Origin of the sequence: Methylomonas sp. AM2-LC (assembly GCF_039904985.1) — a bacterium.
In the GTDB taxonomy this organism is placed as follows: Bacteria; Pseudomonadota; Gammaproteobacteria; order Methylococcales; family Methylomonadaceae; genus Methylomonas.
The window spans coordinates 3,237,640-3,255,988 of sequence record NZ_CP157005.1 but is presented as its reverse complement, the minus strand read 5'-3'; the positions used below and the strand labels follow the sequence as shown (position 1 = coordinate 3,255,988).

The following is an 18,349-nucleotide window of genomic DNA, read 5'->3' as shown; positions in this document are numbered from 1 at the left end:
AAAATAGTCGCTTGTTTGAATGATCGAATAAATAGCATGCGGAGAAATCGGGGTAGTCAGTTTCTGCTAGCCCGATTTGAATAGGCAATATATTGATTTCAAGCGCTTACTTGATCGCTATAGGCATTTTAAAAGCTTTTGTGTGAAATATTCAGTTATCGGATATTCAATGGTGATGATGTCCCCATCCCCCTCTAAAACCAAACATAGGGCCAATGCCTATGCCAACAGCTGGCGGATAATAGGTCGGTCCATAACCATACGCCGGATAGGCGCCATAGTTATTATAATAACCGCCATAAGCTGGATATGCAGATGTAACAGCCATTGGTCGGGGTGGCGGAACATAGCCTACGCATCCCTGTGCGATTATCATTAATATGATAATGCCAAAACATTTAAACAATACAGTTTTCATAATAGTTAATCCTCGCTAACCTTGTTAATAGAGCATTCGTATCGTTAACAGTCAGTATTATCACTATTAAAGCAGCATGTATGCCAACTTTTTTGGTGAGAACTATCTGGTTGTTAAGTCTTTAATGTTCAGAAAATCAGTGCATTTGCACCATTCACATGGTGGATATAAACCTTATTTAATTATTCCGATAACAGTAGGTAGGTCAGAAAGCTTGAATGTACGCAAAATTATAAGAATGGTGTAAATGTTGCTTGTTATTGCAGAGAGGCTAAGTGTCACAATGTTTTAGCCGTCACAATTGTAAGTAATTAAGCTTTAAGGGAGTTCATCATGAAAACCTTCATTGATACTGTTATGCGTAAAGTCGATTATATTTTGGAAAAAATTAAAAGTCTTGCTGAAGTCTGATTCGGTAGGTAAATCTTTAGGAAACTTCGAAAGACCGCCCTTCGATACAACTCAGGAGAGCTCTGTCGAAGCACAAAAGCCGGGTTTTTCGAAGTTTCCTTTACATTGCTACGATCAATCTGGCTAGAGAAATCAAGAAAAAACAGTCGGACGCAGGTGTTACTGGCTTGGTGTAGCTTTGAAGCGCACGTTAGCTTTACCCATAGGAATGACACGTTTTGTCGGCGCTTGTTGCCCCATTTCGGGTATATGACGACCATTGTTGCTTAGTGCTTCCCCCATCGGTAGCATTTGCCTATTGGCATGTGGGGCGTTTTTGGGGATTTGTTTGTTATTTTCTGGAATGTTAACTGTAGGTGTACTGTTAGCAACTATGGGTGTATTTTTCTTATTAGGAACCAGTTCAGCAGTTAATCCTGTCTGTGTTGGTGCCATAGTCATACCGCTTGTCAATAACAGTGCTGGCAATAATCTAGGCGATATCATACTGTTTCTCCTTGCTAAATTTAAGCATCAAGTTAAGTTTTATAGGATTGATGAGCATCTATATTGTGATGGGTACACTTCACCTCATTCAGTACACTCTATAGCTCATTGTTTTTTTAATAAAAAACTGTGCTGTATAGTGACTCTTTGGGCTTATTATTGTAAATAGGCAGGTCTTATGCCGCTCGGCATCTTTTTTATATCTCGGTTTATTTTGCACTGGGTTTTACCTGTCACAATCGATATCAATTTTGCTGATTATAGTTAAACCATTAAGTAAACACGCTGTTGGTTATGCTGTAGCAACGACTTAACGTAAAACCTCTGCTTGTATTATTGTAATTGTTGGTTATCATTCTAGTAATAATGGTGATTTGCTTTGGCGAATCTGATTAATTTTAATTTTTTTGTGTGCCTAATAGACATTGCAGATGAATTTGCACGGTGTTCATGATAACTTATCCCCCAATTTTGGTATTATTATTTCAGTTAAGAATAATCTGGCCGCTATAGGCTGTAAGCATAATTAATTTTTCTGTACTGATAATGCCTTTTCTAATAAAAAAATAACTATGTTGTTGATGTTTATAATCAATTGTATTCCTGTCAACAGGGGTTGTCTGTGAATAGATCAAAATTAAATTTGTCAGGTACTCACAGCTAATGTGGTATCACGACAGTCATAAATTAGAAATACAAAAAGTGATCAATATCATAGGGTTGCTGTTGTTTATTCTGGTTACTCTATTTGCGGGTGCTGTACTTGTAGATATCCCGGTTATTCCAGACTATCTGGCCTTACATACCTTTTTGGAAACCATCACTGTTGTTATCGCCTCTCTGATATTTTCAGTCGGTTGGAATGCTTATCGGCGTGGATTACCAGGAAATTTACTTGTTATTGCCTGTGCCTTCTTGGGTGTGGCGACGCTTGATTTTTCGCACATGCTTTCTTATTCAGGCATGCCAGACTTTTTTACGCCTAGTGGTCCACAGAAAGCGACCAATTTTTGGCTATTTGCTCGATTTCTGGCTGCTATTACCTTGTTATGGGTAGCAGTCAGTACCTGGCGACCCGCTAATTCCATTCGATTTCGTTATACCACTCTGGGATTGGTGTTTTTTTTTGTTGTCATCGTACATTGGTTGGTTTTGTTTCATGAAAATTGGCTGCCAATCGCCTATAAACCCGGAAAGGGGCTGACAGCCAGCAAAATTTATTCTGAATACTTTATTATTTTTCTTAATCTGATTGCTGCAGGTTTTTTGTGCAAGCGACTCGGTCAACAGCTTAATTTTAATGCGGCAGGCTTAATCGGTGTGGTTTCTTCTATGGCAATGAGTGAATTATTTTTCACTCGTTATCAGGATTTGACTGACTTATTTAATCTGATGGGCCATCTGTATAAAGTGGTTTCTTACATTTTTCTTTATTATGCCGTTTTTGTCGAAACCATAGAATATCCCTATAACCAGTTACGTGATTCGCAGAATCAGTTGCAAGCTACCTTAGATGTGTTGCCTGATATGTTGCTTGAAGTGAGCAGGAATGGACAAATTGGTTTTTATCGCACCACAAATAATCATTTATTGACCGCCATTGTAAAACATAATCTCAGCAAATCGGTGGGCGAATTTCTATCACGTTCTGCTGAAGAGGTGTTTATTGCTGCATTATTAGAAGCTGAAAAAAAAGGGCTTTCGCAAGGTAAACAAATCGAGATTGAAACTGCCGAAGGTAATCGCTGGTTTGAACTGTCTGTTTCTCGAAAACCAGTTAAACCGGGGGTTGAATTGCGTTTTATTGTACTACTACACGATATTACGCAACGAAAACAGGTGGAAGCAGAGCTGCGCATTGCAGCGACCGCGTTTGAGTCTCAAGAAGGCATTATTATTACTGATGCGCATAACGTCATTCTACGGGTAAACAAATCGTTTACTCAAATCACTGGTTACACCGCTAAAGATGTGATTGGACACAAGCCCAGTTTATTAGCGTCTGGTCGTCATGATGACAAGTTTTTCGCCGCCATGTGGACGCAGCTAAATACGAATGGTACTTGGGAAGGTGAAATCTGGAATCGACGCAAAAATGGTACGATTTTTATCGAATTATTAACCATTACAGCGGTGACAGATCATAAAAACAAAGTCAGTAATTATGTGGCTTCATTTTCTGATATTACGCAACGTAAAAAAGCCGAGGATGAGATTCAGAATCTGGCGTTTTTTGATCCTTTGACGCAGTTGCCTAATCGGCGCATGTTACTCAATCGTTTACAACATACCATGGTAACCAGTAAACGAAGCGGTAAAACCAGCGCATTATTATTTATCGACTTGGATAATTTTAAAACTCTGAACGATACCTTGGGGCATGGCGTAGGTGACTTACTTCTACAATTGGTTGCGCAACGCCTGTTATCGACAGTGCGTGAAGTCGATACGGTTGCTCGCTTGGGCGGAGACGAGTTTTTGGTCATATTGGGCGAACTATCCAGACTGCATGTGGATGCGGTCAATTATGCCGGTGGTGTAGGCGATAAAATATTACAGGTTTTAAATCAGTCTTTTCAGCTAGGGCCTTATGAATATCATATTACCCCTAGCATTGGTATAACCTTGTTCAACGATCAACACCCAACTGATGAATTGTTAAAACAAGCCGATATTGCAATGTATCAGGCTAAAAAATCAGGACGCAACACGATGCGTTTCTTTGACCCACAAATGCAAGATGCCATTAATAATCGTGCCGCTTTGGAAAACCAGATTCGTCAGGCAGTTGAATTGCGTCAATTTCAGCTTTTCTATCAGATACAAGTTGATCTATACAAAAGACCCATCGGTGCGGAAGCCTTAATTCGTTGGATTCATCCTGAACGAGGATTTGTATCGCCTGCAGACTTTATTCCACTGGCTGAGGAAACCGGGCTCATTCTATCTGTTGGTCATTGGGTATTAGACAGTGCCTGTTCACAACTTAAATCCTGGCAACACAACGATTTTTCCAGAGAGTTGGTGCTTTCTATCAATGTGTCTGCGCAGCAGTTTCGCGAGGGTGATTTCGTGGCACAGGTGGAATCGGCCGTTAAACGTTATTCAGTTAATCCCCGGCTGCTTAAACTGGAACTGACTGAAAGTCTGTTGCTGGATAATATTGATGATACGATCAATATCATGAATTCGCTAAAGCAACTCGGCGTACAATTTTCTTTGGATGACTTTGGAACCGGCTATTCATCTTTGCAGTATTTGAAATTGTTACCATTGAATCAACTGAAAATAGATCAGTCTTTTGTGCGAGATATTTCCATAGACAGTAATGATGAAGCAATTGTCAGTACTATTATCGTCATGGCTCACAGTCTTAATTTAGATGTGATTGCCGAGGGTGTGGAAACCGAGTTTCAGCGAAAATTGCTGGAAAATATGGGATGTAAACAATACCAGGGCTATTTCTTTGGCAAGCCAATGGCTATAGAGCAATTTCAGATAGAGTTGCAGAAAATGACTATTAATACCCCAAAAAAGACGAGTCCACACTTGCAAGAAAATCACACGGGATTTATTTGATTGGCACTGACTAGTACTTATAATGACTTAGCGTTGGCTGGGGGGGGGGCGCAATTTTTAGATTGATGTTTCATTACCCATTATGAGTATTATAAGGCGACTAGCTAATATTCAACTTGAAAGGTGTGTGAGTATTGTTGAGTTGTAACCTGCAAATATCTAGTTCTAATGCTTATTAGGAAACAAGTTATTAATAGTCAGTAAACAATCTGGTCAAAAATGTAGAAAATAGCTATTTTTTTATAATAATCCTGGATAAATGCGCTCACAAGCAGTGCTGATGTGGTTACAATAAGCTAGAAGCCAACGGTGTTTAGATTGCCGATAGCACCCAGCCTAACTATTTCACTATCAGAGGAACAGCCATGCTAGATAATTACCGCAAACATGTAGCCGAACGTGCCGCCGAAGGTGTGGTGCCAAAACCCCTGGACGCCTCGCAAGTTGCAGCCTTAGTTGAGTTACTCATACAGGCACCGGAAAATGAGAGTGAATTTTTACTGGATTTACTGATTAACCGCGTACCAGCCGGTGTGGATGAAGCGGCTTATGTAAAAGCCGGATTTTTAACCGTTGTTGCAAAAGGCGATATCAAAACAGCTGTATTAACGCCGGAAACAGCCACTTCGTTATTGGGTACCATGTTGGGTGGTTACAATGTGGCACCGTTGATTGAGTTGCTGGATCATCCACAGCTGGCCAGTATAGCTGCTCAAGCTTTATCGGGTATTTTACTGATTTTTGATGCGTTTCACGATGTGCAGGAAAAAGCAGCGGCAGGTAATGTTTATGCTCAACAGGTACTGAATGCCTGGGCAGAAGCCAAGTGGTTTACCGAGCGTGCCCCGGTGCCCGAAAAATTGACAGTCACCGTATTTAAAGTCAGCGGCGAAACCAATACCGATGACTTGTCACCTGCTCAGGATGCTTGGTCCAGACCGGATATCCCTTTGCATGCCAAAGCCATGTTAAAAATCCCGCGCCCGGGTATTGATAATGCTGAACAACAAATTACCAACTTAAAAAAACTGGGTTTTCCAGTGGCTTATGTTGGTGATGTGGTTGGTACTGGCTCTTCACGCAAATCAGCCACGAATTCCGTGTTGTGGTTTATGGGCGATGATATTGCCAATATTCCTAATAAACGAGCAGGTGGCGTGTGTATCGGTGGCAAAATTGCGCCTATTTTCTTTAATACCATGGAAGACTCTGGCGCTTTACCCATAGAATGCGATGTTACCCAGTTACACATGGGTGATGTAATTGATATTTATCCTTACGAGGGTGTGATTAAAGCGCACGAAACTGGTCATGAAATTTGTCGGTTTAGCCTGAAAACCGAAGTGATATTGGATGAAGTGCGGGCCGGAGGGCGCATTCCGCTTATCATTGGTCGTGGTTTGACCGATAAAGCCCGTAGCGTGTTGGGATTGCCCGTTTCTACGGAGTTTCGTCGCCTGTCTAATGTGGCTGCATCCAATAAAGGCTATACGTTGGCGCAAAAAATGGTGGGACAGGCTTGCGGTGTGGCAGGTGTACGTCCCGGTAGTTATTGCGAACCGCGCATGACAACAGTCGGTTCGCAGGATACGACTGGCCCCATGACTCGAGATGAACTAAAAGATTTGGCTTGTCTGGGTTTTTCTGCTGACCTGGTATTGCAATCTTTTTGCCATACTGCCGCTTATCCAAAACCAGTCGATGTTGCCATGCAACATAGTTTGCCCGATTTTATTATGACACGTGGTGGTGTATCGCTACGTCCTGGTGATGGCGTAATTCATTCCTGGTTGAATCGTATGCTGTTACCCGATACCGTAGGTACTGGTGGTGATTCGCATACCCGTTTTCCGATTGGTATTTCATTTCCAGCAGGCTCCGGCCTGGTAGCGTTTGCGGCAGCCACGGGTGTGATGCCGTTGGATATGCCGGAATCGGTATTAGTGCGCTTTAGCGGTACTTTGCAGCCCGGTATCACCTTGCGCGATTTGGTGAATGCTATTCCCTATGCGGCCATACAACGTGGATTGTTAACGGTAGCCAAAGAAGGTAAAAAAAATGTGTTTTCCGGACGTATCCTGGAAATAGAGGGCTTGCCAGACTTAAAGGTAGAGCAGGCCTTCGAACTGTCCGATGCCTCGGCTGAACGTTCAGCCGGTGGTTGTACCATCAAATTGAATGAAGCACCTATTCGAGAGTATTTGCTTTCTAATATCAGTCTGTTAAATTGGATGATCGCTCAAGGTTACGGCGATGTTCGTACCTTGCAACGTCGAATTGCTGCTATGCAGGACTGGTTGGCTAAACCGGTATTGCTGGAAGCAGATGCCGATGCAGAGTATGCGGAAATTATTGACATTGATATGAATCAGATCACCGAACCCTTATTGGCTTGTCCAAATGATCCGGACGACATCAAACCACTGTCGGCCGTTGCGGGTACCAAAATTGACGAAGTGTTTATCGGTTCTTGTATGACTAATATTGGTCATTTTCGGGCTGCGGGTAAATTACTGGAAAAAGCCACCAGCCTACCAACCCGTTTATGGGTAGCGCCACCCACCAAAATGGATCAGAACCAGTTAGTTGAAGAGGGCTATTACAGTACTTTTGGTAAAGTCGGTGCGCGTACCGAAATGCCCGGTTGTTCTTTATGTATGGGTAATCAAGCACGGGTTGCGGATGGTGCAACGGTAGTGTCTACCTCTACACGTAATTTTCCAAACCGCTTGGGAAATGGTGCTAATGTGTTTTTATCTTCTGCTGAATTGGCAGCGGTGTGTTCATTGTTGGGTAAAATCCCCACGCTGGCGGAATATCAGCAATATGCCGGTGTATTAGATGCCACCAGTGCTGATACTTATCGGTATTTAAACTTTAATCAGTTGCCTGCTTATCAGGAAGAAACCGTAGCGTAGGGCCGTATGGCGGGTTAGCTGCGCGGGTGTATCTTCGCTAAGCCAGTTCAGTTGTGTAAGATTCGCAACGTAACCCGCCATAGCCTAAACGACGTCATTATGCATTGCTATTTACTTGCTGGCATTTGTTAGTCTTCAAGTAAAGAGTGATAGCAGATTAAAGGCTTGGCGGGTGTCGATGCGTAGGATGTTTTTGGCATCAAAGTCAAGGTGCACACGCATCTAACCCGCCCGCTTTACGCCATTTTTCCATTTCTCGACTAAACTTCATTTAGCGGTACTCCGTCTCAATTTTACTCACTTCAGGTTTATCGCAGCATCCAAGAATGGTGTATAATTCGAGTACTGTAGCGCTAGTGTCGGGCTTATACTTTTTATTGGTTATGGGTTTGTGTTAAGTTATTTTCTTATTGTGGTTCTCCCTGCTATAGGTGGCATCGACTGTCTGGCCTGATTATTTATGATCAGTATTGTTTAAGCTTAAATTGAGTCTATCATGCCGCGTTTATGTCTAGGATTTACGTTACTGGAACTACTGGTTACCATTGCTATTGTAGGTATTCTTAGCGCGATGGCTGTACCGTCTTTTAATGTGTTATTACAACAAAACCGTGCGGTTAGTTATACCAATCAGCTGACGGCTGCTTTAAATCTGGCTCGTTCTGAGGCGGTTAAACAAGTGCAGCCGGTTACGGTCTGCCCCGCCTCTGCCGGTACTTCCACTTGTGGTACAAACTGGAGTAATGGTTGGATGGTGTTTGTTGATACTAGCACAGTAGGTACTTTTGACGGAACCGATACAGTCATCAAATATGTACAGCCGCAAAATAGTGGGGTAGCTGTGGCGGCTATCTACAATTCAGGGAATGCGTCTATTGGCAGTTATGTACAATATCTGCCCACTGGTTTTGTCAATTCCAGTTTTTATCAAAATAATAGTAATGGCAGCTTTCTGATATGTGCCATTGATCTTTCCGGAAAATATCCTGGTTATCCGAAACTGATTAGTTTAAATATTCTTGGACGGGTTAGTTTGACGGGATCAACCAGTGGTAATACCTGTGGTATTGGCACGGGTGGCTACTATGAGTTATGTTCTGGAGGAACTTGTAATTGATGAAACGTAAACAATCCGCTTTTACTTTGCTGGAAGTTCTGGTAACCATGGTGGTAGTGGGTCTGGGCTTGCTCGGTCAGGCTGCTTTGATGGCGCAATCGTCAAAATCTAATAATTCCGCCTATTATCATACTCAGGCTAGTTTGTTGGCTAGTGATTATCTGGAACGTATGCGTATGAATCAGACTTCTGCTATGGCAGGTGGCTATGATATTACCATTACCACTACAGTTCCCACCAGTACTACTACCCTTCAGGATTTTGAAAAGCATGACTGGTTAACTAATGTAGACAGTATGCTGCCGGGTTGGCAGGCAACGGTTAAGACAACTACGAACAATGTTGTCATCACCCTTACTTGGACCGAGCTGTCAAAAGGTGCCAATTCATCAGGCGGCGCATCCACCACTACCTTTATTACCAATAGTACTTTATGACAAGTTTAACGCAACGTCGCCGCCAAACGCCTCAAGCTGGTATGACACTGCTAGAGCTGCTGATTTCCATGTCTATTGGCTTAATCATACTGGCTGGCTTGGGTTATTCCTATCTTGCCGCGCGTAACACCTTTCGCGAACAAGATGCGTTGTCACGTATGCAAGAAGGCGCACGGCTGGCATTTGATGTGGTGTCCAAGGATATCCATATGGCTGGTTTTACCGGCTGTAGTTCAACCCTTAGTACTGCCAATAGTCCAGCAAACGCTGCAGCTGAGTGGTATCAGTATTTTGACAATAATACCAATACCAGTAATCTGACCAAAACTTATTTCCTGACAGGTTATGAAAATAGCAATGAAGCCACCATTGCCTTTAATTCTACCAGTAACTATAAATCAACCTTTCCAGCAGATGCTAACTTCAAAACTAACGTTGCAGGTGTTACCGGTTTTGTGTCGCAAGGCGATGTGTTACTGGTTAAACATGTCGATCCTAGTCAGCAATATATCGTTACCACGGGTGCGCCAGCAAATCCACTGGTACTGAATACCACCAATAATTTTAAAAACGGGCAAATATTAATAGGGGCAAACTGTTTTTCCGGGACGGCGGGTATAGAAATATTTAAAGATAGTTGCACGACTTCGACTTGTACCGGTAACAAGCTTGCATATACCTCTACAAACGCTTTGGCAACTACTGTAACGAATTCGGTGGTTTATCCCTTGAGTGCCAACGTGTATTTTATTTGCCGGCCAAAAACTGATCCTACCCTCACTTGGACAACACCGACAGGCTATGCCTGTACCAACAACACTGATCCCGCCCTTTATCGTGTCAGTTTGGCGGCAGATGGTACGCTTAGTACGCAAGAATTGGTGGAGGGGGTGCAGGATATGCAATTATCGTATTTAGTTATAAAATCGGGTGACACCACATTTACACCACAGTGTTATGCAAACGCCAGTGATATTACAAACAATACGGTTAAATGTAATGGAACAAGTATTACGACCGACTGGAATAGTATTCTAGGCGTGCGTATCAGCCTGTTAATGGTGTCGCGTTCCACCGAGGCAAACATTACGACCGAGGCGCAGCCATTTCAACTAGACACAAATGGTGATGGGGTAATCAACACGAGCGATACACCTTTGGAAAAAGTGACACCCACTGATAACCAGCTGCGTAAAGTGTTTACAACCACTGTAATGGTAAAAAACTATTAATGACTACAGTTTGCATAATCCCTAGCCGTACATCAGTTAAATTACCCGGTTTTCAGCGGCAGGGCGGGGCGGTATTGCTAACCGCATTGCTGCTGTTAGTCATGCTGGCTTTGCTGGGAGTGAATGTTGCTCAGACAGGTAGTTTGGAAGAACGCATGGCAGGTAATGCTCGTAAGCGCGAACTGGCATTTGAGCAGGCAGAAGCGGCTCTGGCTTATGTACAGAATAATTTGACCACCAATGCCAATATTACCGCCATTCCAGCGCCGACAGGTCTCACTGGAAATACCTGCGGATCTGTTTGTAAAACAGGCATGTATCAAATTAATCTATGTAACCCTAATACCGCCAATTATTGGAATGGCACAGGCGATTTGGATTGTAATGGTACAAAGCAGTCTTTTGCCTGGAGTGACACCACTGCAGCCTTACCATTATCTGTAACCGCTGGCCCACCCTGGTATATTGTGGAGCGCTTGCCGGATACCACGGTTAGCTCCGGTACGCAGAAGAATTACCGTGTTACCGTGTATGGCACAGGGGATAGTAATACTAATCAGAGTGTTATATTGCAAGCTTTGTTTACTAAATAGATATTGTTAAAGGTATAAACATGACACAACAGATAAGTCACACATATTCGCTGAACAGATTCATGTTTATAGCGTTAAGGAATTTGGCTATCGCTATTATCCTTAATAATCCTGTTTTTGCTGCCACCACAACTCCAACCGCCAATCCAGCCAATCCGCCTGCAAATACACCGCCCCCTGTTGCAAATGGTACTACACCCTCTGCTTTGTTGACTATTTCTAAGGATCACGAGTCGTTTTATAAAGCGTTTGATGATTATTCCGACCTGACCGGCGATGGAGTGCCTGATACAACCTATATCAACAGTGTTATCTATTATGGCTATTTCGACAGTTATAAGTGTTATACCTATAATACGGCGCCCAGTTACAATTATTCACTGACAGGTACTAAACAAGCAACATTTGAACCGACTACGGCTGTAGATAGTAATAATTACTGCAACACGGGAACTATTACTTTAACTTGGAGCGGTAATTTTCTTAACTGGTTAACCATGACACGCATGGATGTAATCCGTAAAATTCTATATGGAGGTTTACGCACGACTGATACCGGAAATTCCACCAGTACCGATAGCACTACTAAAGTTACTACCACAACTCCTGGCGTCACCGTGCTGGCTCGTAGTTATTTGCCAACAGACGCGCATAGTTTTGCCAAATTCTATAATGGTTCGGATATCACTAAGTTAACACCTTATAGCTCAACAACTGTAAGTAATGGGATAACTTTTTGCAATACCACTGTCGATAGTGTAAGTCCCAGTCAGGTTTATTCACAATCTATCACCGCGCCGCCCGTGTTTAGAGTGGCGTTGGGTAATTACAGTATGTGGGCCAATAATGAAGGTTGGCAATGCAAGTGGAGTTCGGAAACCACTTATGCGAATGGTAATAACCAAACCTACTCGGGTTTGCCAGCAATTTCCACTGTCCCTGATAGTACGACTATTACCCCCAATGTTTATAATGTGTTGGTAGCCGTGTGTGCATCGCCAACGCTGATAGGGCATGAAAACTGTAAAACTTATCCAGACGGCACACTGAAACCTATCGGTTTACTGCAAACCTATGGCGATAATAACCAAATGAATTTTGGTTTGATGACCGGTTCTTATGCCAAAAATACGAATGGCGGGGTATTACGTAAAAATCTAGGTACATTTACTGATGAAGTGAATATCAACACCAACGGCACATTTAACGCTGCACCCACTGGCACCGCGCCCACGGCCAATATTAAGCCTAGCGGTACTGGACCGGTTGGTATTGTTAATACGCTGAATTTGCTGCGTTTATATGGTTATAACCACAGCACTAGCCAGTATTTTAAAACGGCAACCACTAGTGGCGGTGGATATAGTGTGACAGCTTCAGCCTTTAATGATAAAACCGCTAATTGCAGTTGGGGGTTGATGAGTGCGACCGGTGGCAGTTTTCCAGATGGCAGTTGCAGTAACTGGGGTAATCCACAGGCGGAAATGTTTTTGGAAGCGTTGCGTTATTTAGGTAATCAGGATGCAAGTGGTGATTTTTTACCCGCAACCAGTTCTACCTCCATGTTAGATTCCTCTTATATATCCGGTTTGTCGGTTGCCGCAACCAATTACAGTACAACAAACAAAATTTTGAGTGTACCTAGTTCGCAGTGGTGCGCCAAACAAAGCATTATCAATTTTACCTCCAGCTCTACGTCGTATGATGCTAATAAACTGAGCGGTATTGCCGATATTAATGGAAATTCCTCTAGTGATCCCAGTTCCTTAACTGATACAGTGGGAACGACTGAAAGCATACCTGGAACGTCTGTTTTTGTCGGCTCGTTAAATACTAGTCTAACCGACGCAAATAATAATATATTGTGTACGCCAAAAACTGTTAGTAAAGACGGTACCACAACGGTTAGTTTAAGTACCCTGAATGGTACTTGTCCCGATGCTCCCTCACTATTGGGTACGTACCAAATTGCTGGCCTAGCCTGGTTTGGTAATACCACCGATTTGGAGCCCACTGGAGTACAAGGCAATCAGACTGTCACCACTTTTGGTGTGGCTTTAGCGCCGAATTTACCCTCTGTTACTGTGGCCGTGCCAGGCTCTAATACTCAGACTGTTAGCATAACTCCAGCTTGTCAGGACAATACAACGGGCCTTAATTGTACAGCGACTGCTTTTCAAATAGTTTCGCAAAGTTGTACGGCTAATTCCATTGTCAGTAGCAAGGTTACTAACATCATAAACACCAGTGGATCAGGGTTGACATCGAATACAGCGATGAATTGTGGCTTACTGTATGCCAACTTCGATGATAGTGCACAGGGCGGTGATTATGATATGGATCTGTGGGGTACTTTAATTTATGTGGTGACCTCGACTAACGTTTATATCACCACGCAAGTATTTTACGAATCAACAAACTATTCGATGAGCCTGGGTTATATACTCTCGGGTACTAATCATGATGGTTACCATGCGCATAGTGGTATCAATGGTTATGCCTTTTCCGATACAAATTCTGGTACTTTGTTAATAGGTTCGTCAGGTACTGGAAGTAATGCCTATTGTACTAACTGTAATCCTAATACGCCATTTGCTCAACAATTAATAGGTAATCCTACTACTTGTCCTAGGAATAACCCAAATTGTAATACCTATCAAGGTGATGTGGCCACTACTGTTATGTATGCTCCAGCTGCGACAGGCACTACCTCTTTTTTAAAGCAACCACTCTGGTATGCCTCTAAATGGGGTGGATTTACTTATGATTCTTCCAGTACTGTTGCTGCTACACCCACCTCTAATACACCAACCAAAACAACGCAGTGGGATAGCAATAACGACGGAGTGCCGGATCATTATTTCTACGCAACTAATCCAAGTTCTCTGTCCACTTCGCTAGCTTATGCTTTTCAAGCGGCATTAGGTCAAATTACTTCTGCCTCATCTGCGGCATTAAGCTCGACTACGCTGACACCAACAACTTCCTCTACTGAGTTTGCCGCTCAATTCAGCTCAACTGACTGGCATGGTGATTTGTTTAATGTCACCATACAAAGCAATGGTTTGATTAACTATAAAGCCAATGGCAACACCACTTGCACTATCGATAACCTGGACTCAAACTGGGATGCCGCCAATAAAATACCTGCCGCCAGTGCCCGTAATATATTTACCTTTAATGGTACCAAAGGCGCTGCATTTTTATGGCCAAGCCTGTCGACCGGGATAACCTCTGCCAGTACCACGTGTAACACGAATCCAAGCGGTAGTACTACAGCACAGATAAGCTGCGCACAGATGCATACACTGGATACTGGGCTTAATGGTACGGTCGGTCCGGATTCCTTGGGTGGTTTACGTTTAAACTGGTTACGCGGCGATACTTCACAGGAATTACGCAATAATGGCGGTATCTTTCGTAATCGAGCTGTTTCTGCATCAGGCCAAGTCAATGTGTTGGGTGATATTGTCGATTCATCGCCCGTGTATACACAGGCGGAAGATTATGGCTTCAGTAAATTACCGACTTCTACCACAAGTACCGAACAATCCGGTTATGCTACTTATGTAACCAATAAAGCCAAGCGCACCCCAATGGTCTATGTAGGTGCTAATGACGGTATGCTGCATGGCTTTCAAGCCGATATAAGTCAGACCAATTCCGGTGTTGAACAGCTGGCGTATATTCCCGCTGCGGTGTTTGGTAATTTGAGTAGTTTGACCGATCCTTCCTATACACATCATTTCTTTGTGGATGGTACACCCACTGTGAGTGATGCTTATCTGAATGGTAGTTGGCAGACGGTATTAGTGGGTGGCTTAAATTCAGGTGGAAGTGCCATTTATGCCCTGAATATTAGCACTCCAACCAGTTTTACTGCCACAAATGTGATGTGGGAGTATAGCGATACAACTGGCAATTTAGGATTAACCTATTCACAGCCGCAAATTGCACGACTTAACAATGGTTCGTGGGCAGCAATTTTTGGCAATGGTTATATGAGTGCCAACGGCCATGCCATTTTATATATTGTTAATTTGAATACGGGAGACTTGATTACTACTATTGATACTAATTTTGCCAATGCCAACAACGGCCTTTCCACTCCAGTACTTTATGATAGTAATAATGATTCCATCATAGATTATGTGTATGCTGGTGATTTACAGGGCAATTTATGGAAGTTTGATTTAACAGATTCGGTTAAAGCAAATTGGGCGGTGGCAAATAAAGCTAGCCCATTATTTACTGGCATTGCTAATAATGTTTATCAACCCATTACGGTTAAACCTACTTTGGTAGCCAATTCTATAGGTGGTGTTAATATAAGTTTTGGTACTGGTAGTTTCATATCACTGGCCGATATGTCAAATACCAACCAACAAACTTTTTACAGTGTTTGGGATAATCCTAAAGCGAAATCGGGAACTACGCTTTTACGTAGTAATTTAGTAGCGCAAACGCTAACGGCTATTACTGGTACAAGCACAACAACATCAACGTGTCAGAATGATTCAATCACCAATAATCTGCGAACTATTACCAATAATACGGTTGATTACACCAATAGCAAAGTTTCTGGATGGTATATTGATTTCATTTCTTCAGGAGAGCGTGTTATTTCGCAAGCCGTGCCTTTGGGGGCAGGGATTCTAATTTCCTCCGTTGTACCATCAATTGATCCTTGTAGTGCGCAAGGTAATGGCTGGTTAATGGATGTGAATGCGTTGTCTGGCGGTACAACCTCTCCATTTGGTTCAACTGTCGCTAATTTAGCCGCTTATCAGCTGAGTTTTGGTATGGGCAGTACGCCGTTCGTATTAACTTCAAGCACAGGGGCGACTTCTATTGGGGTGCAAAGTGGGGCTTCGGGTGGTGGTACAACCAATAACACGACAAGTATTCCAGGACCCACCTCTTCAGGTGCCTGTGTAAATAGTGTATGCAGGCAGTTTTGGCAACAAATTCAGTAAGCTAACGGAAAATTGTGAGAAAATAGAATGCAGATTAAAACAATGGCGGGTTTTACTTTACTGGAGCTAATGATAGCAATAGGGATTATTGGTATTTTGACCTCTATTGCCATCCCCAGTTATACCGGTTATATTGCCCAATCCAATCGTACCGACGCAAAATCGTCTTTATTGCAACTGGCTCAATTACTGGAGCGAAACTACACGGAAGCTGGCTACTATAATAAAGATTCAACGGGTACCGCATTTTCTGCCTCTCCACCAATTACTAACTCACCACAATCGGGTACAGCTTTGTATACGCTTAGTTGGTCCTTGTCATATGGCACCTATACTTTGACAGCTACGCCAGTAACCGGTACCGTTCAGGCAAAGGATAGCTGCGGTTCTTTTGTTTTGGATAATTTTGGCACTAAATCCATTGCTAGTGGTGGCACTAACGCTACCGCTTCGAGTTGTTGGGCGCATTAATGGCTGCACCGCAAGCTATTTAGACTCAACCGATGCAGCAGGGTAGGTTAGGCTGACCATTAGAGCAGCTTGTCATAATCAAACATTTGCTCCTGAACCTACTGATTTATGCTAAACCACCTGCCATAACGGTATAATTGCTTATTTTTTCCAATACTCTACAACGATGACCACTGTAAATACCGAAAAACTTTCCAGCGCCCGCTTTGCCGAAGCCACTGATGCTTTTGTGGAAGAATTTACCGCCTCGGTGGGTTTTGACTGGCGCATGGCGCAGCAGGATATTCAAGGCTCGTTGGCGCATGCTGCCATGCTGTGTAAAATTGGTATCCTCACCGAGCAAGAGCTTGCCGATATTCAACGCGGATTGGCACAAATTAGCGAAGAAATACAGCGCGGTGAGTTTGTCTGGTCGGTTAAGCAGGAAGATGTGCATATGAACATCGAAGCGCGCTTAACCGATTTAATCGGCATTGCTGGTAAAAAATTACATACGGGTCGTTCGCGTAATGATCAGGTGGCGACCGATATTCGCTTATATTTGCGTAGCGAAATTACCACCATACAACAGCAACTGCGCCGCTTACAGCTCGCATTGTTAACAGTAGCTGAACGTGAGGCCGATACCATCATGCCCGGCTTTACCCATTTACAGGTGGCGCAGCCAGTGACCTTTGGTCACCATTTGATGGCATGGTTCGAAATGCTCAGTCGCGATCACGAACGCTTGCAAGATTGTTATAAGCGCGTCAACATTATGCCTTTGGGTGCTGCTGCATTAGCGGGTACCAGTTATCCGCTGGATCGGTTTATGACGGCTGAGTTATTGGGTTTTAGCCGACCATCTAATAATTCCCTGGATTCGGTGAGTGATCGTGATTTTGCCATTGAATTTGCTGCAGTCGGCAGTTTGATTATGCTGCATTTATCGCGGTTTTCGGAAGAACTGGTGTTATGGGCCAGTGCGCAGTTTAATTTTATCGATATACCCGATGCCTTCTGTACCGGCTCTTCCATTATGCCGCAAAAAAAAAATCCCGATGTGCCGGAACTGGTTCGTGGTAAGTCTGGTCGGGTTACCGGGCATTTAATGTCGCTGTTAATGCTGATGAAAAGTCAGCCACTGGCTTACAATAAAGATAATCAGGAAGATAAAGAGCCGTTATTTGATGTCGCAGATACCCTGATTAATTGTTTACGCGCCTTTGCTGATATGCTGCCACATATTCGTGCCAAACACGAGAACATGTATCAGGCGGCAAAGCGTGGTTTTGCAACGGCTACCGATTTGGCGGATTATCTGGTACGCAAGGGTATGGCTTTCCGTGATGCACATGAAGTTGTTGGGCAGGCAGTGCGCTTGGGTTTAGATACTGACCGGGATTTGTCCGAATTAAATTTATCAGAATTACAAGCGTTTTCCCAGCTGATAGAGGCTGATGTATTTGCTATTCTGACTTTGGAAGGTTCGGTGGCTTCACGGAAATTGATCGGTGGCACGGCACCTGATACCGTGCGGTTAGCGATTGCAGCTGCTAAAAAGGCTATGGAAGCTCAAAATAACGGGTAAGAAAAAGTTATTGGTAGCTGCTGTCATGTTAAGTCTTTATAGGTGTTGATGCGATGAGACGCATCTATCAGCAATGATGGTTTGCTAGCTAAAAAAACCAAGGGTTTAACTGGCCGGAGGATAGAGTGACAAACATGAGAA

Annotated in this window: 11 protein-coding genes; 9 read left to right on the top strand and 2 right to left on the bottom strand. The window is 43.2% G+C overall.

Features of this window, described 5'->3' with window-relative positions; translation table 11 throughout:
• Positions 1 to 166: 166 nt before the first annotated feature.
• Positions 167 to 418, bottom strand: coding sequence for a hypothetical protein (locus tag ABH008_RS14540; protein WP_347986336.1), 252 nt, complete (start codon positions 416 to 418; stop codon positions 167 to 169).
• 570 nt (positions 419 to 988) lie between these two features.
• On the bottom strand, positions 989 to 1,315 hold the full coding sequence (locus ABH008_RS14535) for a hypothetical protein (RefSeq protein WP_347986335.1): 327 nt from the start codon (positions 1,313 to 1,315) through the stop codon (positions 989 to 991).
• 663 nt (positions 1,316 to 1,978) lie between these two features.
• On the opposite strand from ABH008_RS14535, the gene ABH008_RS14530 reads away from it, so the two are divergent.
• The 9 genes from ABH008_RS14530 (at position 1,979) to argH (ending at position 18,208) form a co-directional block, all read left to right on the top strand.
• Positions 1,979 to 4,894, top strand: a complete 2,916-nt coding sequence (locus ABH008_RS14530; protein ID WP_347986334.1) for an EAL domain-containing protein — start codon at positions 1,979 to 1,981, stop codon at positions 4,892 to 4,894.
• Positions 4,895 to 5,259: 365 nt separating this feature from the next.
• The gene (acnB, locus tag ABH008_RS14525) at positions 5,260 to 7,812 is read left to right on the top strand and encodes a bifunctional aconitate hydratase 2/2-methylisocitrate dehydratase (protein WP_347986333.1); all 2,553 of its coding nucleotides are present in this window, start codon (positions 5,260 to 5,262) and stop codon (positions 7,810 to 7,812) included.
• A 496-nt stretch (positions 7,813 to 8,308) separates the two neighbouring features.
• Positions 8,309 to 8,929 (top strand): GspH/FimT family pseudopilin, encoded by a 621-nt coding sequence (locus ABH008_RS14520; RefSeq protein ID WP_347986332.1) that lies wholly within the window; start codon positions 8,309 to 8,311, stop codon positions 8,927 to 8,929.
• Positions 8,929 to 9,366, top strand: a complete 438-nt coding sequence (gene pilV / locus ABH008_RS14515) for a type IV pilus modification protein PilV (protein WP_347986331.1) — start codon at positions 8,929 to 8,931, stop codon at positions 9,364 to 9,366. The genes ABH008_RS14520 and pilV overlap by 1 nt, the downstream gene beginning before the upstream one ends.
• The gene (locus ABH008_RS14510; RefSeq protein WP_347986330.1) at positions 9,363 to 10,598 is read left to right on the top strand and encodes a PilW family protein; all 1,236 of its coding nucleotides are present in this window, start codon (positions 9,363 to 9,365) and stop codon (positions 10,596 to 10,598) included. Before pilV ends, ABH008_RS14510 begins: the two co-directional genes overlap by 4 nt.
• Complete coding sequence (locus ABH008_RS14505) at positions 10,598 to 11,191, top strand: PilX N-terminal domain-containing pilus assembly protein (protein WP_347986329.1); 594 nt, start codon at positions 10,598 to 10,600, stop codon at positions 11,189 to 11,191. Before ABH008_RS14510 ends, ABH008_RS14505 begins: the two co-directional genes overlap by 1 nt.
• 20 nt (positions 11,192 to 11,211) lie before the next feature.
• Complete coding sequence (locus tag ABH008_RS14500) at positions 11,212 to 16,167, top strand: PilC/PilY family type IV pilus protein (protein ID WP_347986328.1); 4,956 nt, start codon at positions 11,212 to 11,214, stop codon at positions 16,165 to 16,167.
• 27 nt (positions 16,168 to 16,194) lie between these two features.
• Entirely contained in the window at positions 16,195 to 16,638 is a 444-nt protein-coding gene (locus ABH008_RS14495) for a type IV pilin protein (RefSeq protein WP_347986327.1), read from the top strand.
• Positions 16,639 to 16,804: 166 nt separating this feature from the next.
• Positions 16,805 to 18,208 carry an argininosuccinate lyase gene (gene argH / locus ABH008_RS14490; RefSeq protein ID WP_347986326.1) on the top strand — a complete coding sequence of 468 codons (1,404 nt, stop codon included), beginning with the start codon at positions 16,805 to 16,807 and terminating at the stop codon, positions 18,206 to 18,208.
• Positions 18,209 to 18,349: the final 141 nt, after the last annotated feature.

Bases quoted from the DNA above. Each gene is read 5' to 3' on its own strand.
- ABH008_RS14530 (WP_347986334.1), top strand. From the start codon at position 1,979: ATGTGGTATCACGACAGTCATAAATTAGAAATACAAAAAGTGATCAAT.
- ABH008_RS14500 (WP_347986328.1), top strand. From the start codon at position 11,212: ATGACACAACAGATAAGTCACACATATTCGCTGAACAGATTCATGTTT.
- ABH008_RS14540 (WP_347986336.1), bottom strand. From the start codon at position 418: ATGAAAACTGTATTGTTTAAATGTTTTGGCATTATCATATTAATGATA.
- pilV (WP_347986331.1), top strand. From the start codon at position 8,929: ATGAAACGTAAACAATCCGCTTTTACTTTGCTGGAAGTTCTGGTAACC.
- ABH008_RS14535 (WP_347986335.1), bottom strand. From the start codon at position 1,315: ATGATATCGCCTAGATTATTGCCAGCACTGTTATTGACAAGCGGTATG.
- acnB (WP_347986333.1), top strand. From the start codon at position 5,260: ATGCTAGATAATTACCGCAAACATGTAGCCGAACGTGCCGCCGAAGGT.
- ABH008_RS14505 (WP_347986329.1), top strand. From the start codon at position 10,598: ATGACTACAGTTTGCATAATCCCTAGCCGTACATCAGTTAAATTACCC.
- ABH008_RS14520 (WP_347986332.1), top strand. From the start codon at position 8,309: ATGCCGCGTTTATGTCTAGGATTTACGTTACTGGAACTACTGGTTACC.
- ABH008_RS14495 (WP_347986327.1), top strand. From the start codon at position 16,195: ATGCAGATTAAAACAATGGCGGGTTTTACTTTACTGGAGCTAATGATA.
- ABH008_RS14510 (WP_347986330.1), top strand. From the start codon at position 9,363: ATGACAAGTTTAACGCAACGTCGCCGCCAAACGCCTCAAGCTGGTATG.
- argH (WP_347986326.1), top strand. From the start codon at position 16,805: ATGACCACTGTAAATACCGAAAAACTTTCCAGCGCCCGCTTTGCCGAA.